The following is a 21,114-nucleotide window of genomic DNA, read 5'->3' as shown; positions in this document are numbered from 1 at the left end:
TTAATATTATATATTATTTACATAAATCTCTCTTTGTAAATCATCAATGCATTGTTTTAAATTCTCCATACCTTCAAATTCACTCACTAGCTCTTTTACACTACCTAAAGAGCTAAGATCTATAAGTGTTTTTAACCCACTATCAAAGTCTTTTATACCATACTCTTGATACCTATCTAGTAAAAATTCCACAAGCCTTAAAGCTTTTTCTTTTTGGAAGCGTTTTAAAAATGTACTATTTTTTACATTTAGCACGCGTTCATGGCGTGTTTTTATCTCGCTGTTAAAGCTTAAGTGTGCTAGCACATCATACACATCGCAGTCTTTTTGCTCAAAAATCACTGTCAATTCTTCCAAAACCTGCTCGCTTATGCGGTCTTTTTCAAGTTTTTGTAAAAATTCTTTCCTGCTTGCTTGGTTACTCCAAATCTCGCGTAACCTTGTCTCATCGTTATAAAATTCTGCTAGCTTTCCTACTAAAAATTCCAAAAATTCTTTTGTACTAAGTGGCTTGTCGCTATCTCCTATGTAGCTTGTCGTTATATCAAGCACTTTTAGTTTTGTGCCTTTTAAATGCACGGTGACTTCTTTTTGCTTGGTTGCTTCTTTAGGGTTGCTTTGCTCTCTTTTGTTTTGTATAGTTTTTACTTCGGTTTTTTCTTCATCTTTGATCTGCTCGCCATCCCATTTAGGATCATAAAAAAGTCTTGTTACTCCGGTAAAATCTAGTATAGTAAAAAAGTCTTTTCCCTCATACACCCTAGTGCCTCTTCCGATGATTTGCTTAAATTCTATGATAGAACCTATATTTGCCAAAAGCACTATGTTGCGGACATTTCTAGCATCTACTCCTGTGGTTAGCATTTTAGAACTAGTGAGTATCACAGGATAGCTTTTGTCATTATCTTGAAACTGCTTTAAGTACTCAAGCCCTATTTTACCCTCATCACTTGTAACCCTCACGCAGTAGTCATCTCTTTTTACACTTTTAAATTTATCAATGGCTCTTTTTACTTCACTTGCATGGGCTTGGTTAGCACAAAAGATGATGGTTTTGTCCATAGGGTTGATGAGCTTTAAAATTTCTTTAGCTAGAAAATCGTTGTATTGAGGTAAGTGAATATTTCTTTCAAATTCATTGATCTTGTAAAAGCCTTTTTCTAACTCACCTTCTATGATATCATCAGGGTTGTACACATAGCCTTCACTAAGCGTAGTCGTGACACGCTTAACTTTATAAGGAGTTAAAAAGCCATCTTCTATGCCATCTTTAAGACTATACTCATATACACTCTCACCAAAATATCTATAAGTATCTACATTATCGCTTTTTTTAGGTGTAGCAGTAAGCCCTAAATGCGTAGCCGATGAAAAGTACTCTAGCACCCCTGCCCAGCTACCTTCTTCATTCGCTCCACCTCTGTGGCATTCATCGATGATGATAAGATCAAAAAAGTCTTTGGGGTATTGTAAGTAGAATTTGCTTTCTTGTTCTTCATTAGCATTTTCTTGTTCTTTTGAATTTGAAGCTAGACTTTGATAAATTCCAAAAAACACATTTGCACTTGTAGGCACTCTGCCATTATTTTTTCTCAACTCTTGCGCACTCACTGCCACGCAATCGCCCTCTATAGGATTAAACTCTCCTAAAGCTTGATCTCTTAAACTCACTCTATCACATAAAAATAATATCTTAGGTTTTTTGTCTTGATTTGTTTTATTCCACCTAGCTTCAAGCAAACGATAACACAAAGCAAAAGCTATGGTGGTTTTACCTGTACCTGTAGCAAGAGTGAGTAAAATTCTATTTTTACCGTTGATCAAAGCTTCTATGACTTTATCAACTGCGATCTTTTGATAATATCTTAATTCTTTTTGGGGTATGTATAATTCTCGCTGCGATAAAAGCTTGTGTTGCCATTCTTTTAAATTTCCATAAATCCTAGTAAAAAGCTCACTTGGGGTTGGAAATTTTTCTATGTACTCACCGCTTGAAGTTTTTAAGTTGTATTCATAAATTTTATCGCCATTAGTGCTGTATACAAATGCTACGTTTAAAATTCTGGCATATTCTATGCCTTGAGACAAGCCATCTAAAGGATCTTTGCTTTGTTTTTTAGCTTCTATGATAGCAAGATTATTGTTTTGAAATTTCAACAAATAATCTGCAAATTTTCTTTCGCCTCTTTTATTTCCTATAAGCTTACGCCTATCAGTAAAATAATAATTTCTTATGATATTTTCTTCACTCCAAGAGCTAGCGTGAAGTTTTACATCTATGAGTTTAACTCTAGTATCATCTTCTGAAAATAATCTATTTTTCATAGTTTCCTTAGTTTTTAAAAATATTAATTTGTTATAATATTGTAAGTATAACTTATTTTAAAATTAAATAAAAAGAAATTTTAGTTAAAATAAATTATAAAAATACTTTTATACTTATGGAATAAAATGAATATAGAAAAATACTTAATAATTATTAAAGATAAAGATGAAACAAGTAAAATTTGTTCATTTGAAAAATGTGAGCAAACAGTATCAATTAAATTTAATACATCAGAGAAAATTTATAACTATAATATTAATACTTGTAAAATTTACGACAATCCTAAAAAAATAAATGCTAATCAAATAAATGAAATTATTTTTTGCAATATAAAATTTATTTTACAATTTGATTGCTATTATAAAATATTTTATAATGACGATAGCGTAGAATTGATTTTACCTCCTTTATCACAAAGCTCACATATAAATAATAATATTTTTAACTATTATCAAAGTATTGCAACAGAAATGATTATACAAGATAATGAAAAATCTATAATTGAAAGATCTTACAAAAAAATTAAAAATATCAACAAATATTCTGCATTACACGCTTACTTAACACAAAATGCCAGCACCTTATCATACAATGGAGATTTTTTATTATTTCCATTTGGAACAAATCAATCTCAATATCAAGCCGTTAAAAATGCCTTAAATTCGCAAGTTAGCATTATAGAAGGACCACCAGGAACTGGAAAAACACAAACTATTTTAAATATCATCGCTAATCTTATCGCACAAGGAAAAAATGTTGCAGTAGTTTCTAATAACAATGAAGCCACACAAAATGTTTTTGAAAAATTAAAAAACTATAATCTAGATTTTCTTTGTGCCACTCTAGGAAAAGCAGATAATAAACAAAATTTTATTAACAACCAGCCCCAATTACCGCAAAATTTTGATACTTTCAAAGATAACACCATATCATCTAATATTATAAATCAATTAAATCAAGATATACAAGAAATATTCATCTTGCAAAATAAATTAGCTAAAGACAAAGAACTTTTAGAAGAATTTAAAACTCAAAAAAAATATACAAATTTTTTCAATGCTATACAAAATAAAAAATTCTTAAATTTTTCATCAAAAAAATTACTAAAAGTAAAAGTCTATTTAGAAGAATTACAATACATTTCATTTTTCCACAAAATAAAAATTATTTTATTAGATGGTATTGCAAATTTTAGTTTTTTTAAAAATAAAAAGGAAGTAATTTTACAAACATTAGAATCTTATTTTTACATCAATTCAATTAATGAACTAAAAAATAATATCCAAGCACACAAAAACAAACTTGTGCAATTAGATTACGAAAATAAAATTAAAAATTTACAAAATAGCTCTACTAAATTCCTAAAAAATTATCTAATCTCAAAATATCAAAATAAAAGAAAAATTTTCACTCTTGAAGATTTAAATACAAATGTCGATGAATTCTTAAGACAATACCCTATCATATTTAGCACAACTCACTCTATCATAAACTCATTAAATATGAAAAATAACTTGTTTGACTATATTATCGTAGATGAAAGTTCTCAAGTAGATATTGTAACTGGAGCATTAGCCCTAAGTATTGCAAAAAATGCTGTTATCGTAGGAGACAAAAAGCAATTATCATATATTGTGGATTCAAAAATTTTAGAGAAAGTTAAAAATTTTAACAAGCAATTTAATGTCAAAGAGGAATATAATTACTTAACACATAGTTTCTTAGATTCAGTGTGTAAAATTTTTCATAACTCTCCAAAAATTTTATTGAGAGAACATTATCGATGTCATCCTAAAATAATTGGTTTTTGTAACAAAAAATTTTACAACAATGAGCTGCTTATTTTCTCTGAAGATAATAATCAAAACGACGCAATTAAAGTGATATTAACACAAGCAGGTAATCATGCAAAAAACAACTGCAACCTTAGAGAAATAGAAATTATAAAAGAGGAAATTATTCCTGAATTAAATACAAAAATAGAGCTTAAAAATTTAGGAATTATTTCTCCTTACAATAACCAAAAAGATGAACTTAAATTACATCTTGATAAGAATATTCAAGTAGATACTATACACAAATTTCAAGGAAGAGAAAAAGATGGGATTATCATCAGTCTTGTCGATAACAAGCCAAGCAATTTTATAGACGATCCAAAGATGTTAAATGTATCAATCACTAGAGCTAAAAAATTTTTATATCTAGTAACAAATTCCGAAATTATAGATACCAAAAGCAATATATCAGATTTCATACGCTATGTACAATATAACAATTTTAAAGTTGTAAAAAGTAAGATTAATTCCATTTTCGATTTGTTATATGATGCAAACAAAAGTGCGAGAGAAGAATACCTCAAAGGAAAAAAGAAAATTTCTTTATATGATTCTGAAAATTTAGCTTATCATACTATTTTAGAGGTATTGCAAGATTATCCTAGCTTTAAAGTTGTTAATCATATTCGCCTTGGCACATTAATAAAAGACACTTCCTTACTAGACACAACAGAAAAAATATATATCGATAATGCTTTAACACATATTGATTTTTTAATTTACCATGAAATGGATAAACATCTTATTCTCGCCATTGAAATAGATGGATACAATTTTCACAATATTCACAGCAAACAATATGAAAGAGATAAAATAAAAAATTCAATTCTTAAAAAATATAATATTTCTTTATTACGTTTAAGCACAATTGGAAATAGTGAAAAAAAACAAATTAAAGATAAAATAGATGAATTAATATAATCGTTTATTAATGCTTAAATAGATATTATTTATATAAAAATCATATAAGGAGATTAAATGAGCTCAAAAATCTTTTTAGAAAATGGTCGTGTTAAAAGTAAAGGCTATGCTATGCTTAGCAAAGATTCTAAATTCACGCCTTTTGAATTTACACGCCATAAAGTAGGTAAAAACGACATCTTAATCGCTATCAAATACGCAGGAATTTGCCATAGTGACATTCACACCGCAAGAAGCGAATGGGGTGAAGCAACCTACCCTTGCGTACCTGGCCATGAAATAGCAGGAGAAGTCATCGCAGTGGGGGAAAATGTAAGTAAATTTAAAGTGGGTGATTTTGCTGGGGTTGGGTGCATGGTAAACTCATGCGGAGAGTGCGAAGCATGCAAAAAATCTCAAGAGCAATTTTGTGAAAATGGTAAAACCATCTACACATATAACTGCAAAGATGTATTTCATGATAATGAAAACACCTATGGAGGTTACTCAAACAACATCGTAATAAGTGAAAAATTTGCTATCAATGTACCAAAAAATGTTCCGCTTGACAAAGTAGCGCCTTTACTTTGTGCGGGTATTACTACCTATTCACCGCTTAAATTTTCAAATATCAAAAAAGGCTCAAGTGTAGCTATAGCAGGATTTGGTGGACTTGGTATGATGGCAGTAAAATATGCTGTGAAAATGGGTGCAAAAGTAAGTGTTTTTGCAAGAAATGAAAACAAAAAAGCACAAGCCCTAGCTATGGGTGTGAGTAATTTTTATACTAGTACAGACAAAAGTGTAGTAAAAGAAAGATTTGACCTCATCATCTCTACCATACCAACTCCTTATGATCCGCTAGCTTATATGGATTTATTAAAATTTGGTGGTGAAATGGCCATTGTAGGATTACCTCCACATGAAGTAAGTCCTAACATTAACATCATTCACTTTGTACATAAAGCAGGTAAAAAAGTATATGGCTCGTTGATTGGGGGCATTAAAGAAACTCAAGAAATGCTTGATTTTTCTTTGGAGCATGGAATTTACCCTGAGATTGAACTCATCAAACCAAGTGAGATTGACAAAGCTTATGAAAACCTCACTTCAGGAAAAGCTAAATTCCGCTATGTAATCGACATGAATGAAGCACTTTAGTGTTTATCAAAAATCACATCACTAGTGTCAAAACCTCTTTGCTTGGCTATTTCAAGCAAAGAGTTTATCTGCTCTTTTGCTAAAATTTTTCTTGATAAAATCCAAAGGTATTTTTTATCAGGACTACCTACGATAGAAACTTGATAATTTGTATCAATGTAAACAATCTCATAATTTGGCTTGTTGAAGATATTCATAAATATACTAAACTTAACCGCTAAAGCTCTTGGAGATTTTACCCTTGCTTTGCCATTTACTTGCGAAATTTCACCATTTTCTTTGCTGCATATATTTTTAACTTTTATTATAGGCGTAGTACCTTTATACTCTAGCTCGTATTCTGCTTTAGCGCTTTTACAAGTTTTTTGAAAAAAAGCAGGCTTTCTAGCCATTTCTAGCCATGTGCCCATGTATTTTTCTAAATCAATACCATCTAATAATTCTATCATTTTTCTTCCTTTTGATTCACTTCACCCCAACTACACATCGCTTGTAAGATAGGGATCAAACTTTGACCTTTTTTAGAAAGTCTGTATTCTACTTTTGGTGGAATTTGTGGGTATTCTTTACGAATGATCAAATCATCACTTTCAAGCTCTCTTAAAGTATGCGTTAAGGTCTTAAAAGAAATACCACCCCCCCCCCAAGATATCTTTTTAACTCATTATATCTTACTACTTCATAACGAAATAAACAATACAAAACACTCATCTTATACTTTCCCGAAATCAAAGACAAAGTATAGTTAAACCCACATTCTGCAAAATCGCACTTTTCTTCCATATACTTTCCTCTTATATAGTATCTTATATAAATTTTAGTATTGAAATAAAATTATAGTTAAATTATAATTTTAAAAAACGTAAAAAGGAAAAATATGCAAAAAGTATCGTTATTAAATGGCGCAAAAGACTTTGGATACTCCAAAGGAAAACTAAGCACAAGCTTACATTAACTTGCACTTAAAACTTTGCAAGAGCTTAGTTTATAAACTCAACAAACACACATAGATCAAGGCTATAACACAAACGATGAGGTAGGAAAAATTCTAAATGCTGATGTTTTGATTTGGCAAATGCCTGGTTGGTGGATGGGAGAGCTTTGGATAGTGAAAAAATACATTGATGATGTTTTCACAGCTGGACATGGAGTATTTTATAAAAACGATGGTAGAAGTCATAATGAACCTACTAAAATTATGGCACAGGTGAACTTTTAAAAAATAAAAAAATACATACTTTCGCTAACTTGGAACGCTCCAATACAAGCTTTTGATGACGAGAATGAATTCTTTAATGGAGCTGGGGTTGATGGAGTGTATTTACACTTTCACAAAGCACATGAGTTTTTAGGAATGAGTGCCTTACCTACTTTTATATGCAATGATGTATGTAAAAACCCACAAATACCAACATATTTAGAAAACTACAAAAAGCATTTAGAAGCAATATTTAAAGCTTAGAAATTTGGGATTTGATGCTAGAAATCATTGATTTTTTAGCTTCAAATTCACTTTTTAAATTCAAAATAATCTGTCTTTTAGCTTCTGCAAAATCAACAAAACTTTGCATATAATTTTTATAAATTTTTAAAACTACGGGCTTATTTAAAAGCAAATCTTCAAATTCATATACATTAAGCTCGGTTAATACTCTTTGATGCACTTCACTTGCTTTTGGATGATACAAGCTAAACTCAGTGCTATCAAGTTCGTAAAATTCTTTACTCGCATTCATTTTGGCACTAAAAAATCCCAAGGTAAGTTTAGTAGCACTTTCATAATTTGCCAAAGCTTTTAGATTAAGCTTTTCTAAAAATAAATCAAGCTCAAGTTGGCTTTTAAACAACAACTGCTTAAAATCTTTTAAAAAAAACTCCTCACTAGCACTAGCAAAGCTTCTAAAACTAGCAAATTCTTTTTCGCTTTCTAAGGCATTCTCTTTTTGTAAATTTGAAAATTGAGCTTTAAAAAGCAAAATTTGCTCTTCTAAATGAGTAAAAAATAAGTAAAAATCATCTTTGATTTGACTAAATTCTAAAGCAATTTCATTTTTTAATCTTTTAAATTCCTTATTCATTGCTTCAGAATTATAAAACATAGCTAAAAACGCATCATCGCTTGAAAGATACGGTGCTTTATAAGCAACTTTTTCATAAAGATTTTTCTTAAATAAACCCTTAGCTTCTTTATAATAACTACTATCTTTTTCTTTGATAAATTTTAAAATTTCTTGAGCGATTTTCTCTCCAACAAGTTTTAATTTATCTAAACAATTATGATTTAAAATTTTGATTTTTTGCTCTAGCTTGCTTACTTCAAAAGTTTGCAAAATAGCATTAAATTTAAGCTCTAATTGCTCTAGTGCATTTTGAAACAAATCATATTGATTTGACAAAAGCTCGCATAAATTACTAAGTTTTTCTTTAATAAAATCTTTTTTAATGCACTCATAATCAAGTTCTTTTAAATACTCATAAAGTAAAGGTAAATTTGACTTTTGTAAATCAAATTTTGCTTCTTTGCATGAAATTGCGATGATTTTTTCAAAATACTTATCAAAAACTAAATGAGCGTAATTTAAAACATTTTCTAACTCATCTTGACTTAACTTATCTTTTTGATTTAGCACGCAAATCCCACCACGCTCTAAAAGCTTAGCATTTGCCTTTATGGCATCTTCTTCACTTTTTTTACCTGCATTATCAATCAAACTAAGCCAAATAGCACTATGCATAAAAGAAAGCTCTTTAAAAGTAGTTAGCGTATCGGTGGTGTTTGCATTTAAACCCGGGGTATCTATAAGTGTGATATCTTTTAAAAGCTCAATAGGTGCAAAAAGGTGCAAACTTTTAGTTTCTTTTAGCTCATTTCTTTGATCACTAAATTTAGAAAGCTCATTTATATCAACAATCTCATCACTACCATCTTCATATTCAACTCTTAAAAAATATTCCTTAGCATAGCGTAAAAAAGTAGGCTTAAAAGTCACTGGCACCACGCCTGTTGGCAGGCATTCTTTTTGTAAAATCAAATTTAAAAGTGTGGATTTACCACTGGAAAATTGCCCTATAATAGCTACATTAATGGCTTTTTTATAGCTAGCTATGATCATTTCAAGATCTTTTAAAAAGACATCATTTAAATGTAAACTTGGCTCTAAAAATGCATTTTTGATTGCTAAAATCTTTCCTTCAAAACTATCATCAAAACTTTTATTATAAGCACTTTCATAAGCTTTTAAAAAATCATTAATCAAATCATTTTGCATTTAAAAGCTCCATTTTTATAGTCTTTAAACTTTGTAATTTTGTTTTATTTTTTTCTAAAAGCTCTTTGGAATTTTGCTCATTTTGCTCTATTTGCAAAATCAAGTCTTTTAAGTCTTTGATTTGTTCTTCTTGCTCTTTTTCATATAAATTCAAACTAAACTCTAAATTAGTAAAAAATTCTTGATTATTTTTTAAATCTAGAGCAATTTTTCCTATATTAAGTGTTTGTAATTTTTCTAAAATCTGATTTTCTAAAGAACTTTCTAGTTTATAAATATCTTGAGTAAATTCTAAATTTTTTAAAAGCCCTGCTTTTAATGCCATAAAAAGATCATTGGTAAAAATGCTTTCTATTTTTGTTTCAACCTTACTTTTAAAATCATCACAATTTTGCTCTAAAATAGCTTTTAAAAAATCATATTTCACACTTAGTGTATTTTTAAGCGCATTGATCTTATACTCACTTTGCTGTTTTAATTCTCTTAAAAGATCAAAAATTCCATCTTTTAAAGTCGTATCGATAATGGTGTTTAATCTTTGAGTGTTGTTTTTGATTTTATTATTTTGATTATATTTTAGTTCATCTATGAGTTTTTCTTTTAATTTCTTAGCTAGCAAATGCAAAAGCGTTAAAATTTCTTGAGTATTTTCATCTTTTGTATTAAAAATAGCGCTTAGTTCTGCTTTTACTTGCATTAATTTTTCTTTTTTTGCTTTAAAATCATTGACAATAGCTTGATTTTGCTTATTAAATTCAAAGCTTTCATAATTTAGCATTTTATTAGAAAATTTAATTTTTTCTTCTATTTTTTCCAAATGTAATAATAATTCTTTTTTATAAGCATTTAGGGCGATTTTATTTTTATCATATAAGCTTTTAACTATAAGTTCTTCTAGTGCCAAAATATTACTTTGTTCTAAATTTCCACCTCTTTTTTGATAAAAATCATTAGCTAGTTTTGAAGAAATACACACAAAATCTACATTATCTAATAATTCTTGGCTCAACTGCTTTTGTGCTAAATTTTCTTTGAGTTTATTTTTAGTATAGCTAATTACTTCTTGCAAGTCTTTTTGACTAAGCAAGTCAGTCTTGGTAAGTACAATCAAAAGTTTACTGACCCTTGAAGTTAGCAAGCATTCTACAATAAAATCACAATCTTTTTGACTAAGACTTTGAGAAATATTCATAAGATGAATTAAAAAATCAGCCTTTTTTATATATGCTTTTGTTAAAAGCTCTCTTTGGATAATCACATCATCAAGCCCTGGAGTATCAACTATGCAAACATTATCTTTTAAAAAATCAAGCGATGCAAAAAGCTCTATTTTTTTAATAAGTGCTGAGATTTTGTTTTTTGCACTAGTGTAATTTTTTAATTCATCAAAATTTATTTCTATATTTTTATTTTCTTTTTTAATATACTCATTTAGATTAAAATTTTGCTCTAATTGCTTTATAAAATCTTGCATATCTTGATTATCTTTGGAGCTTTTTAAAATATCTTGCCATTCTTCTTCATTCCAAAAATATATCTTAGCCTTATATTCTTGACCATATTTTAAAACACTTAAATTTGCAGTTTCAGGTACATTTGATACTCCTAAAAAATCTTTTTTTAAAAGTACATTTAGCATACTTGATTTACCTGCATTTACCACACCTGTTACCGCAATGGAAAAATCAATATTACTAAATTTAACCAAAGCTTCTTGTAAGAGTTTTTGAGCTTTTTCATCTTCACAAAGTTCTTGCAAGTTTTGATTAATCAAATCTAATGTTTGATGTGAGTTTTGAAATTCTTGTTTATAATCTTTTTGAATAATCTTTTGCTTAGATACAAAAGCATATATCAGGGCATTATTGGTGATTTTTTGAAGTTTTTCTAAGGCTTTTAAAAGCTCATTTTTGTCTAAAATTCCCAAATTTAAAGCATTAATAAAACAAACCTGTGCATACTGTATACCATAAAGATCTAAGCGTAAATTTAAACTTTTCATCAAATTTTTAAATTCATTCAAAGCGCTAAATCTTTCATAATTATCAAGATTAGTACTTAAAATAATTGCTGCTTTTTGAGCGTCAATTAAACTTTCATCAAAAAGTGTATTTATGTCAAGATAAACACTATGATTTTGCCAAATTTGTTTTAGTAAGGTTTTAAGAGCCCCTTTTTCTTGGGGGCTAGGATTATTTGTTTCTTTGAGCGACAAGCTGTCTTCTCATATAAGCAATTTTACTTTGTAAAGGCAGTTCTTTTGGACAATTATCTTCACATGCAAGTAAAGACATACATCCAAATACACCATCATCATCACCCACTAATTCATAAAAATCTTCTATAGTTCTATGATCATGTGGATCTTGTAAATATCTAGCTGTTCTTAAAAGTCCAGTAGCTGCGATAAAGTCAGGTCTCATTAACTTGGTCGCACAAGAAGCAACACAAATTCCACACTCTATACAACGATCAAGTTCAAAAGTCTCATCAGCAACTTCTGGCTCAATACGCTCTTCAAGTTTAGAAATATCTGTTTCCTTTTCATTATGCACCCAGCTTTCAACGCGTTTACACATACTATCAAACCACTCACCTGTATTAACACTTAAATCTTTTATGTGTCTAAATGCAGGTAAAGGCATGAGCTCTATAACGCCATCTGGATAGTCTTTTGTTAATGTTTTACAAGCAAGTTTTGGCTTGCCATTGATCATCATAGCACAGCTTCCACAAATCCCTGCTCTACATACAAAGTCAAAACTCAAATCTGCATCCATTTTTTCTCTAATTTGAGTCAAACACACAAAAATCGTCATAAATGGAGTTTCTTCAAGCTCATAAGTAACAAAATGGGGCTTAGAAATTTTACTTAATGGATTATATTTAAATGCTCTTATTGTTAATTTTCTACTCATAATCAACTCCTATTCTTTGATTTGGTGCTTTGAATTTAGCTTGTAATTCATAAGGCATTAAAGCATGTTGAATTTCATATCTACCTTTGCCTTCTGCTTCCATTTTTTCACGGATCGCATCAACTTCAGCTTGGCGTTTTTCACTTAATGGGTTTTCAATGATATTTCCTTTAGCACCATAACCTCTAAATGCAGGTGGGATTTCCATTTTCATAATATCAAGATCTTCATACTCAACTCTAGGCATACTTTCACCTTCTACCCAGTAAGTATTTGTTCTTTTCATCCAATTTAAGTCATCTCTTTTTGGATAATCTTCTCTATAATGAGCCCCACGGCTTTCTGTTCTTAAAAGCGCACCATAAGCAACACATAAAGCAATTTTTAGCATTCTTGGAACCCTGTAAGCTTCTTCAAGCTCTGGATTTGCACATTTTAATTCTTTATCATGTACTTTTAGATCAAGTGATTTTTGATACAATTCTTCAAGCTCTTTAATCGCCTCTTCAAGACCTTGACCTGTTCTAAAGATAGCTACTTTTTCCCACATAATATCTTTCATTCTATTTTTGATTTCAAACACATCATGTTTTCCTTCTTTACTTACAAGAGATTTTAAGTAATCATACTCTTTAGAAAGGAAAGACTTAACGATATTTGTATCAATATCATTACCATTTTCTTTACAATATTGTGCAAAATAATCCCCTACGATCATACCTGCAACAACAGTTTCTGAACATGAATTTCCGCCCAAGCGGTTAAATCCATGCATATCCCAGCATGCTGCTTCACCACATGCAAAAAGACCATTTAGCCATTGACTTTCACCGGTTGGTTTAGTTCTAATACCACCCATTGAGTAATGTTGCATAGGTAAAACTGGCGCCCAACCTTTCGGTCCTTCATCAGCAGGATCAATGCCGTTAAATGTCTTGCAAATATCTTGAACATCACGAAGATTTTTTTCAACATGGGCACGACCAAGGATAGAAATATCAAGCCATAAATGATCTCCATAAGGGCTTTTTACACCTTTTCCTTTTCTAATATGTTCCATCATTCTACGACTTACAACATCCCTACTTGCAAGTTCTTTCTTCTCAGGTTCATAATCAGGCATGAAACGATAACCATCGACATCTCTTAAGATACCACCATCACCCCTACAACCTTCAGTTAGTAAGATACCACTTGGTACAATTGGAGTTGGGTGAAATTGCACTGCTTCCATATTTGAAAGTCTGCAAAGTCCAGTTTCTAAAGCAATAGCAGCTCCTGTACCTTCACAAATAACAGCATTTGTAGTTTGTTTATAAATTCTACCATAACCACCTGTTGCAATCATAGTTCCTCTAGCAACATAAGCAATTAATTCTCCATTGGTTAAATCTCTAGCAATAGCTCCTAAACATTTTTTACCATCATGAATTAATCTTACTGCTTCCATTCTATCAATGATTTTAACTTGATGTTTAATCGCTTCATTTGCCACACCATATAACATACAATGCCCTGTTGCATCAGCGATATAACATGTTCTCCATTTTTTAGTGCCACCAAAGTCTCTTGCATTGATTAAACCATGTGCTTCTTCCTTTTCTTCAATAGTAGTTTTTTGAGCATTAATAACAACAGTTCTAGGTCCTTTTGTAACTCTAGTCCAAGGCACACCCCAAGCAGCAAGCTCACGCACAGCTTTTGGAGCAGTTTGTGCAAACATTCTTGCGACTTCTTGATCACAACCCCAATCTGACCCTTTTACTGTATCAGCAAAATGCACATCTTCATTATCTCCCTCACCCTTAACACTATTTCCTAAACTTGCTTGCATACCACCTTGCACAGCAGCTGAGTGAGATCTTTTAACCGGACAAATACTTAACAAAGTTACACTTTGACCACTTTTTGCAACTTCAATTGCTGCTCTAAGTCCAGCAAGACCACCACCAATAACTAAAGCATCACTATATTGTATGTTCATATTTAGCTCCATCATAAGTTTTTACTATTTGTGCTACAGAATTGTTTTGGTAATTATTAAAGCCTATTTTTGCAAAAGCAGCTAAGCTTAATACACCTAAAACTAAGAAGAAAATACTAATAAACCATTTTGCTTTTTTAAGTTTTTTACGACTTTCTTTTGCATCTTTACCTTCAAACCAACCCCATTTTACACATAATCTATATAAACCAATACTTCCATGCAACTCAACACAGATTAATAAGGCAATATAAAATAACCACATAAAATGGCTCACTACTCTATCGCCTGACATATCAGCACTGATTTTATCTGCATTAGTAATGATAAAAATTAAGTGTGCAGAACCTAAGAAAAACATTACAAAACCAGTTGCAGCTTGAACCCACCATAAAGAAGAATCACCATGATTCATATATTTTAAGTGCGTTCTACAAAGTTGGTATTGTCTGAAATTAATAGGGAATTTTCTCATTGCAAGGCCAGCATGTACAAAGAAAATCACCAAAACACAGGCAGCTAAGAAAGAAGTGATGTAGCTCATCATAGGGCTATCAATGATAAATTTTAGCTCTAAAAAGTGAACTACTGAATCAAAAAAATCATCACTAACCAAAATAGTAGAAACGAAAAACATATGTGCCCACATAAACAAGCCTAAGATCAAGCCTGTTGCACTTTGAATATAGTCAAGTTTTGCTGGTATTTTACTTTTTTTACCATCAATACTCTTGCCTAAAAAGCCTTCAATGAGTTGGCTCATATTTACTCCTTTTAAAAGTTGATAAGTTTTAATATCGGAGCAATTATAGAACTTTTATTCTTAAAATAAATAAAAATTTATAAATTTTTTTTAATATTTCTTAAATAAAAAGATATAAATAGTCCTAATAGAAACATCAATAAGCTTAATATCTGACCCATACTCATACCAAAAGCAATAAAGCCTATACCATAATCGGGCTCTCTATAAAACTCGCATACAAAGCGTGCTAGAGCATATAAAATCGTGTAATAAACAATCAATTCTCCATTGTATTTTTTATATTTTTTTATCAACAACAAAATAACAAAAACCGCAAAACCTTCTAAAAAGGCTTCATAAAGCTGTGATGGATGACGCAATATCCCATCTACATAAATACCCCAAGGCACTTCTGTGACTCTACCAAATAATTCTTGGTTTAAAAAATTTCCAATACGACCAAAAACATATCCACATGGCACACTAATAGCTACTAAATCAAGATATTTCCATAAATTTTGCTTATTTTTTTTACAAAAAATATAAGTTGCTATTAAAAATCCTATAACAGCACCATGGTAACTCATACCTCTAATTCCTACAAACTCTCCATTATAAAAGGGATTAAAAATTTGCCAAGGATGAGTAAGATACCATAAAGTGTGCGCATCATAAATTAAAATATAACCTATTCTTGCACCTAGAATCACTCCTATTTCTACCCATATAAAATAGCTATCAAGCATAGCTTTAGAAATTCCCATATTGTCTTTAATCGCATAGTATTTTGCAACCATTAAAGCAATAAGTAAGGCTAGCACATACATAATGCCATACCAATGTACTTTTAAACCAAAAATTCCAAAAGCTACTACATCAAAATTTGTATAAATATTTTGCCAAAATTCCATAAAAAACCCTTATTATAAAACATATAATATAGCAAAAAATTGTTATAATTATAAAAATCACAAGGAGAAAAAATGAGAAAAATATTATTATTTTTTAGCATAATTTTATTTTTAAGTGCTTGTACTAGTAATCAAAAAACTTATTATATTTCTATGCCGAATTTTAAAAGTACTTTTGAAGAACACAACTACACAAATGCTAATAGTCCTAAAGTCAAAGTCAATGATATAGAAATTATAAAAAATACTTTTTATAGTTCATATTTTGAACAATCTACTCTAAATCAAAGAATCAATAAAAGCTTAGAATTACTCAAAAAACAACTTTTAGAAGATAGTAAAGCATTGCTTCAAAGTAAAGGATATATTATAAATAATGAAAATCCTGATTATGCTTTTAATATAGTTATCAATGCTAGTTTATATGAAGATAAGGTTATAAGAAATTCAAGCCTTGGGGGTGATAGTGTGAAATCTTCTTTTATGATTATTTTAGAAGCTCAAAGTCATTTAAATAATTTACATCAAGAAGATACTTTCCAAAGCACAACAAGCTCAGCAAAATTAAACGATCCTATTGTTTTAAATTATCCTATAAAAGGACAAGCAAACATAGAAAGTTTTAGAGAGGTATATAGTGCTGTTCCAACCCAAGTTAATGAAAGTCTTGCGGCTAGTGCTTTAGAAATTGATAAAGTTTTTGTTGCTTTTTATAAAGAAATCACATCTAGTTTAAAAACTAGTATAAAAGAAATCAAAGAAGAACCAAAACCACAAGAAAACTCAGAAATTCAAGATATAAAACAAGATAATAAAAAAGAAGAAAAAATCACTCCTTATCAAAATAATGAAGTAATCATTTTTGAATAGCTTGCGTGTAAAACACTTTGATCTTAAATTTAAGATTAATGTGTTTTTCTTCGGATTTAAATTCTACAGGAGTACTAATTTCTATTAAATTTTTGTATTTTTGCAAGTCATTTAAAAAAGAATAAAAAGCTTGAGGATTTTTTATCTTTACATTAGCTCCAAATTGATATTTTAAATACTCCTGCTCTTTTTTAATAGGAATGAGATTGATTTTAACATCATCAAAGTAATTTTTCATAAATTCTAATAATTCTTTTTGTGAAAATTCTGCATTGATTTGAGCTAAATTTTGTGCGTTTGTGCTTTGAAAATCTCTAATAAGCTTTTCCAAAGCTTGTAATTCATTTAATGCTTTGGTATTTTGAATTTGCTGAGCAGCTAATCTGGAATGTTCGATTTTATAATCTCTCAAAAAAGGCACAATCAAAAATAAAATCAAAATCGCACAAAGTGCAACAAATGAAAAAGAGTAAATCAATATCTTTAATACATCAGCTTCTTCCAAGCTCTTATCGTTTTTGCTCATACATTTCCTCTGGTATAGTGATATTTACACTTACAAAGCGATACCACCCATTTTCTAATTGATAATAACTTGTTTGAGAATTAGAAAAAATACTTCTTAATGGTGCCTCTAATAACAATGCAAACATCTCTTTAGTAGGTGTAATACCTCTTAAAATAAGTGATCTATCTTCCATTAAAACCTCATCTAAAGATATGTTTTTAGGCACTAGAGTGAAAAGATTTTGAATACTTTTTAATAAAACTTTATTTTTACCATTTTCTTGTTCTTGCTCCAAATCCCCCAAAATCAACTCTGCCTTATCATTTTGTCTTACTAATTCTTGGTATTTAAGCTTATTGGCATTAATTTGTGCGATAATTTGAGCTAATTCTTCTTTTTTATTATCAAGTTGCACAGACGCATAATAGCTTTTAAAAATTACCACGATAAATACTACCAAAATTAAAGCAATGCTAATACTAGTAAAATATATCCAAATTCGAGTGAAAAGATTAAAAACAGGTTTTATCTTAGGTTTAATTAGACTATATCTCATAATTTTAAGTCCTTCACCATAAGTTCATTCATCAAATTTAAAGTATCTACAAGTTCTACTTTAGGCTTTATAAAAAGCTCACTTTCTAAATAATCAAGCGAGGTTGGACTAAAACTTTCCTCATCAAAAATCACAATTTCCTCTAAAAAGCTATTATCATATAAAGGGTTTTGATAAAATTCTTTTACACTTGAAATGATGTATTCTATCATTTTCATATCTGAGCTAAAATTTTCTAAAGACTCGATAGGAAGTTCTTCTTTTTCTTCATCTAATTCCTCAAGTTTATCAAGCTCTTGACTCATTTCTTTTAAACTTTTTAAATCATAATTTTGCTCGTTTTCTTCTTGATTTTCATCATCAATTTGTAAATTAAATTCTTCTTTAATATCATCAAAAAAATCATCTTCATCATAATTTTGACTAGCTATATTAAAATAACTTCCAAACAATATAATCTCATTTTTACAAATTAACATCGCAACAAAATCATGGTATCTATATACATAAAGGCCGATTTTTTCTTCAAAACCCCTATTTTCCATACAATAATAAAGCAAAGAAAAAGGTGAATAAAGCAAATCCAAACCACCAAAAGCCTCATAATCTTGTTCATATGAGCTTAAAGAATGATTAGAAACATATAACAAGCCGTTATTAAATACAATACACTTAACACTACTTGCATCAACACCGAAATTTGCAAGGTTTTTAAAATTTGAACTTGGTACAACACCTTGAGCAATAGGAGTAAAAAAAGTACATATATAATAAATTTGAAAATCTTTACTTAATTTTTTTACATATTCTATAGCTTTTTCCTTATCTTCAAAGCTTTTCTCAAAAGTACCAACAGCTTGAGATTTTTTCCAAGTATGACATCTTATAATGTATTGTTTTTCATCATAGCAAACACAAACTAAAAGTTGTAAAATATACTTTCTAAAAAAAGATAACATAGTGCTTATCCTTTGTCTATTTGACTTATCATATCAAATTTTTCTTTTATCAATACTTTAGCTTCTTCTAAATTTAAATTTTGTATTTTGATTTCTTCACTTAGTCTATAAGTAATCTTGGAAAAAGGTTTAGGTAAGATCATTTTATCCCAACTTTTAAATTCCCAAAAAGAACTTGCTTCATAATTTAGTAAAAAAAGTGGAGCATTTTTTTTCAAAGCTATCATCACAGAACCATCTGAAACACTATGATAAGGACCTCTTGGTCCATCTGGGGTAATGATGATATCATCTCCTTGATCTAAAATTTTAAAAGATTGTTTTAACAAAGTCAAAGCACCTTTGCTTGTGCTACCTCTTAAAGTATCTAAACCAAACAAAGCAATATTCCTAGCAATGATTTCTCCATCTTTATGGTGCGAAATCATCACATAAGCTTTTTTTTCCTTAATACCCATTTTTTTATATGCAAAAGGCATTAAAGCAAGACGCCCATGCCAAAAAAGTATCACGCAAGATCTGCTTGGAAGCTTTTGCCCTAAATAAATCTTTCTACAAGTTAAAAAGACCAACCATTGTAGTAAAAAAATTCCAAAAGCTAAAAGATTAATCTTAAAGGATTTCACCGTTTAACACCATACGCCTAGGATTGGTGATTTTTACTTTTTTCATTTGTCCCAATAACTCTTCACTACCTTTAACTTGAATCAAAAAGTTATTATCACTTCTACCTGCAATATTTCCTTCGCTTCTTAATTCTTCAAATAATACTTCTACTTCTTTATCCTTTTGTCTTAAAACAATTTCATCTAAAATTTCTGTATGTCTAGCTTGTAGAATACTCAAACGCTTTGAAGCAATATCATCAGAAATTTGATTTGGCATAGTTGCAGCTTTGGTTAACGGTCTTTTGGAGTATTTAAAAGAAAACATTTGTTCAAAATGCACTTTTTCAAGCACATCCATGGTGTCTTCAAAGTCTTTGTCACTCTCACCAGGAAAAGCCACAATCACATCTGTAGAAATACTTACATCTTTACACATAGAACGAAGTTTCAATGCTCTATCTAAATACCACTCTTTCGTATAACCTCGCTTCATAGCTTTCAAAATTTCACTTGAACCACTTTGTAAAGGCATATGCATAGACTTACATACTTTAGGATTTTTAGAAAAAACCTCTAAAAATCTATCATCCATATGTAAAGGATGTGGGCTTGTAAAACGGATACGCTCTAAACCTTCTATCTCGCTTAATTTTTCTAAAAGATCTGAAAAATTAATCTTTTCATGTGCATTAGAAAATCTTTTGCCGTAATTATTAATATTTTGTCCTAGTAAAAAAATCTCTTTAGCACCCTTAGAAACAGCTTTCAATGCTTCATTTTTAATAATCTCAAAAGGTATAGAAATCTCATCTCCTCTTGTGTGAGGCACTATACAATAAGTACAATGCTTATCACAACCTATGGAGATATTAATATAAGTTTTATAAAGGCTATTTCTAAAATCTGCAAAAGCATAATTACTCTCATCAAAATCTATATCATTACCTAAAAATTTTGGAGTATTTACGGCCTTTGTGATTTTGGAAACATTTCTAGCACCCAAAACAAAATCCACACTAGGAGCACGCTTAAAAATCTCATCTCCCAAATGTGAAGCAGTGCAACCACAAACACCTATTTTGGCACCATTTTTTTTGATTTTTTCAAAACTTCCAACTTCTGAAAAAAGTTTGTGCACGGGTTTTTCACGCACCGAACAAGTATTGATTAAAATCAAATCTGCTTCTTTTGCATCTTGAGTTAATTCATAATTTTCTTTTTCTTTAAGTTCAGCTATCATGTGCTCTGAATCACGCACATTCATAGCACAACCTAAAGTTTGTATAAAAAGTTTTTTACTCAAAGAATGTGTACCTCATACATAAAATCTGTATCATCTAAACCATATTTGATCGTTCTATGATAAACACATTTTCCTTTTTTTTCAAAATACTCTACTAAAGCGATTAATTGCTTATGGGCATTGTCTTTATCAAAATAGAAAAATTTTTGACCTTCTTTATCCACAGCCTTTTCAATACTTTCTAAACTTATACTTTTTGGCTTTTCTTCAACAGAGGTTCTTGCTATTTTTAAGTCCATATCATCATCCTCAAGTTTTTTT

The 21,114-nt window shown here is 29.8% G+C and carries 17 protein-coding genes and 2 pseudogenes; 4 read left to right on the top strand and 15 right to left on the bottom strand.

The window, feature by feature from the left end:
- Nucleotides 1-6: 6 nt before the first annotated feature.
- Nucleotides 7-2,325, bottom strand: a complete 2,319-nt coding sequence (hsdR, locus tag CSUB8523_RS01770; RefSeq protein WP_043019430.1) for an EcoAI/FtnUII family type I restriction enzme subunit R — start codon at nucleotides 2,323-2,325, stop codon at nucleotides 7-9.
- Nucleotides 2,326-2,451: 126 nt separating this feature from the next.
- On the opposite strand from hsdR, the gene CSUB8523_RS01765 reads away from it, so the two are divergent.
- Both CSUB8523_RS01765 and CSUB8523_RS01760 read left to right on the top strand, forming a co-directional pair.
- On the top strand, nucleotides 2,452-5,082 hold the full coding sequence (locus CSUB8523_RS01765; protein WP_043019429.1) for an AAA domain-containing protein: 2,631 nt from the start codon (nucleotides 2,452-2,454) through the stop codon (nucleotides 5,080-5,082).
- Between the two features lie 57 nt (nucleotides 5,083-5,139).
- Nucleotides 5,140-6,222 carry an NAD(P)-dependent alcohol dehydrogenase gene (locus CSUB8523_RS01760; protein WP_039662879.1) on the top strand — a complete coding sequence of 361 codons (1,083 nt, stop codon included), beginning with the start codon at nucleotides 5,140-5,142 and terminating at the stop codon, nucleotides 6,220-6,222.
- Here the strand turns inward: CSUB8523_RS01760 and CSUB8523_RS01755 are convergent.
- Together CSUB8523_RS01755 and rrpA are read right to left on the bottom strand one after the other, a co-directional pair.
- Entirely contained in the window at nucleotides 6,219-6,671 is a 453-nt protein-coding gene (locus CSUB8523_RS01755; RefSeq protein ID WP_039662877.1) for a lipocalin family protein, read from the bottom strand. The two genes, CSUB8523_RS01760 and CSUB8523_RS01755, sit on opposite strands and share 4 nt — an antisense overlap.
- Nucleotides 6,668-7,005, bottom strand: a pseudogene (rrpA, locus tag CSUB8523_RS01750) (MarR family transcription factor RrpA). The gene CSUB8523_RS01755 and the pseudogene rrpA overlap by 4 nt, the downstream one beginning before the upstream one ends.
- A 223-nt stretch (nucleotides 7,006-7,228) precedes the next feature.
- Here rrpA and CSUB8523_RS01745 point away from each other — a divergent pair.
- Nucleotides 7,229-7,684: pseudogene (locus CSUB8523_RS01745) on the top strand (NAD(P)H-dependent oxidoreductase).
- On the opposite strand, the gene CSUB8523_RS01740 reads toward CSUB8523_RS01745, so the two are convergent.
- The 6 genes from CSUB8523_RS01740 to lgt form a co-directional block, all read right to left on the bottom strand.
- Nucleotides 7,674-9,491 carry a dynamin family protein gene (locus CSUB8523_RS01740; protein ID WP_039662876.1) on the bottom strand — a complete coding sequence of 606 codons (1,818 nt, stop codon included), beginning with the start codon at nucleotides 9,489-9,491 and terminating at the stop codon, nucleotides 7,674-7,676. The pseudogene CSUB8523_RS01745 and the gene CSUB8523_RS01740 sit on opposite strands and share 11 nt — an antisense overlap.
- Entirely contained in the window at nucleotides 9,481-11,706 is a 2,226-nt protein-coding gene (locus CSUB8523_RS01735; RefSeq protein ID WP_052242963.1) for a dynamin family protein, read from the bottom strand. Before CSUB8523_RS01735 ends, CSUB8523_RS01740 begins: the two co-directional genes overlap by 11 nt.
- A complete protein-coding gene (locus CSUB8523_RS01730) occupies nucleotides 11,684-12,409 on the bottom strand; it encodes a fumarate reductase iron-sulfur subunit (protein ID WP_039662875.1) in 726 nt (241 codons plus the stop codon). Before CSUB8523_RS01730 ends, CSUB8523_RS01735 begins: the two co-directional genes overlap by 23 nt.
- Nucleotides 12,402-14,393, bottom strand: coding sequence for a fumarate reductase flavoprotein subunit (locus CSUB8523_RS01725; RefSeq protein WP_043019428.1), 1,992 nt, complete (start codon nucleotides 14,391-14,393; stop codon nucleotides 12,402-12,404). Before CSUB8523_RS01725 ends, CSUB8523_RS01730 begins: the two co-directional genes overlap by 8 nt.
- The gene (locus CSUB8523_RS01720) at nucleotides 14,377-15,156 is read right to left on the bottom strand and encodes a fumarate reductase cytochrome b subunit (protein WP_043019427.1); all 780 of its coding nucleotides are present in this window, start codon (nucleotides 15,154-15,156) and stop codon (nucleotides 14,377-14,379) included. The genes CSUB8523_RS01725 and CSUB8523_RS01720 overlap by 17 nt, the downstream gene beginning before the upstream one ends.
- A 77-nt stretch (nucleotides 15,157-15,233) precedes the next feature.
- Nucleotides 15,234-16,049 carry a prolipoprotein diacylglyceryl transferase gene (gene lgt / locus CSUB8523_RS01715; protein ID WP_043019426.1) on the bottom strand — a complete coding sequence of 272 codons (816 nt, stop codon included), beginning with the start codon at nucleotides 16,047-16,049 and terminating at the stop codon, nucleotides 15,234-15,236.
- A gap of 72 nt (nucleotides 16,050-16,121) precedes the next feature.
- Between lgt and CSUB8523_RS01710 the strand changes: the two genes are divergently transcribed.
- The gene (locus tag CSUB8523_RS01710; RefSeq protein ID WP_043019425.1) at nucleotides 16,122-16,919 is read left to right on the top strand and encodes a lipoprotein; all 798 of its coding nucleotides are present in this window, start codon (nucleotides 16,122-16,124) and stop codon (nucleotides 16,917-16,919) included.
- Here CSUB8523_RS01710 and CSUB8523_RS01705 read toward each other — a convergent pair.
- The 6 genes from CSUB8523_RS01705 to CSUB8523_RS01680 are packed head-to-tail and all read right to left on the bottom strand — an operon-like array spanning nucleotide 16,906 to nucleotide 21,092.
- Entirely contained in the window at nucleotides 16,906-17,445 is a 540-nt protein-coding gene (locus CSUB8523_RS01705; protein WP_043019424.1) for a hypothetical protein, read from the bottom strand. The genes CSUB8523_RS01710 and CSUB8523_RS01705 overlap by 14 nt on opposite strands.
- Nucleotides 17,429-17,983: a hypothetical protein gene (locus CSUB8523_RS01700; protein ID WP_043019423.1), complete on the bottom strand. Its 555-nt coding sequence runs from the start codon at nucleotides 17,981-17,983 to the stop codon at nucleotides 17,429-17,431. Before CSUB8523_RS01700 ends, CSUB8523_RS01705 begins: the two co-directional genes overlap by 17 nt.
- Entirely contained in the window at nucleotides 17,980-18,942 is a 963-nt protein-coding gene (locus CSUB8523_RS01695; RefSeq protein WP_043019422.1) for a hypothetical protein, read from the bottom strand. Before CSUB8523_RS01695 ends, CSUB8523_RS01700 begins: the two co-directional genes overlap by 4 nt.
- Nucleotides 18,943-18,947: 5 nt before the next feature.
- Nucleotides 18,948-19,568: a lysophospholipid acyltransferase family protein gene (locus tag CSUB8523_RS01690; RefSeq protein ID WP_052242962.1), complete on the bottom strand. Its 621-nt coding sequence runs from the start codon at nucleotides 19,566-19,568 to the stop codon at nucleotides 18,948-18,950.
- Entirely contained in the window at nucleotides 19,555-20,853 is a 1,299-nt protein-coding gene (gene miaB / locus CSUB8523_RS01685) for a tRNA (N6-isopentenyl adenosine(37)-C2)-methylthiotransferase MiaB (RefSeq protein WP_043019421.1), read from the bottom strand. Before miaB ends, CSUB8523_RS01690 begins: the two co-directional genes overlap by 14 nt.
- Complete coding sequence (locus CSUB8523_RS01680; RefSeq protein WP_039662855.1) at nucleotides 20,850-21,092, bottom strand: HP0268 family nuclease; 243 nt, start codon at nucleotides 21,090-21,092, stop codon at nucleotides 20,850-20,852. Before CSUB8523_RS01680 ends, miaB begins: the two co-directional genes overlap by 4 nt.
- Between the last annotated feature and the right edge of the window lie 22 nt (nucleotides 21,093-21,114).

The sequence above is a fragment of the Campylobacter subantarcticus LMG 24377 genome (assembly GCF_000816305.1).
In the GTDB taxonomy this organism is placed as follows: Bacteria; Campylobacterota; Campylobacteria; order Campylobacterales; family Campylobacteraceae; genus Campylobacter_D; species Campylobacter_D subantarcticus.
Note: the sequence above shows the minus strand (reverse complement) of the source record. Positions and strands in the feature narration are given on the sequence as shown.

Coding starts and splice junctions, on each gene's coding strand:
- hsdR (WP_043019430.1), bottom strand. CDS start 2,325: ATGAAAAATAGATTATTTTCAGAAGATGATACTAGAGTTAAACTCATA.
- CSUB8523_RS01765 (WP_043019429.1), top strand. CDS start 2,452: ATGAATATAGAAAAATACTTAATAATTATTAAAGATAAAGATGAAACA.
- CSUB8523_RS01760 (WP_039662879.1), top strand. CDS start 5,140: ATGAGCTCAAAAATCTTTTTAGAAAATGGTCGTGTTAAAAGTAAAGGC.
- CSUB8523_RS01755 (WP_039662877.1), bottom strand. CDS start 6,671: ATGATAGAATTATTAGATGGTATTGATTTAGAAAAATACATGGGCACA.
- CSUB8523_RS01740 (WP_039662876.1), bottom strand. CDS start 9,491: ATGCAAAATGATTTGATTAATGATTTTTTAAAAGCTTATGAAAGTGCT.
- CSUB8523_RS01730 (WP_039662875.1), bottom strand. CDS start 12,409: ATGAGTAGAAAATTAACAATAAGAGCATTTAAATATAATCCATTAAGT.
- CSUB8523_RS01725 (WP_043019428.1), bottom strand. CDS start 14,393: ATGAACATACAATATAGTGATGCTTTAGTTATTGGTGGTGGTCTTGCT.
- CSUB8523_RS01720 (WP_043019427.1), bottom strand. CDS start 15,156: ATGAGCCAACTCATTGAAGGCTTTTTAGGCAAGAGTATTGATGGTAAA.
- lgt (WP_043019426.1), bottom strand. CDS start 16,049: ATGGAATTTTGGCAAAATATTTATACAAATTTTGATGTAGTAGCTTTT.
- CSUB8523_RS01710 (WP_043019425.1), top strand. CDS start 16,122: ATGAGAAAAATATTATTATTTTTTAGCATAATTTTATTTTTAAGTGCT.
- CSUB8523_RS01705 (WP_043019424.1), bottom strand. CDS start 17,445: ATGAGCAAAAACGATAAGAGCTTGGAAGAAGCTGATGTATTAAAGATA.
- CSUB8523_RS01700 (WP_043019423.1), bottom strand. CDS start 17,983: ATGAGATATAGTCTAATTAAACCTAAGATAAAACCTGTTTTTAATCTT.
- CSUB8523_RS01695 (WP_043019422.1), bottom strand. CDS start 18,942: ATGTTATCTTTTTTTAGAAAGTATATTTTACAACTTTTAGTTTGTGTT.
- CSUB8523_RS01680 (WP_039662855.1), bottom strand. CDS start 21,092: ATGGACTTAAAAATAGCAAGAACCTCTGTTGAAGAAAAGCCAAAAAGT.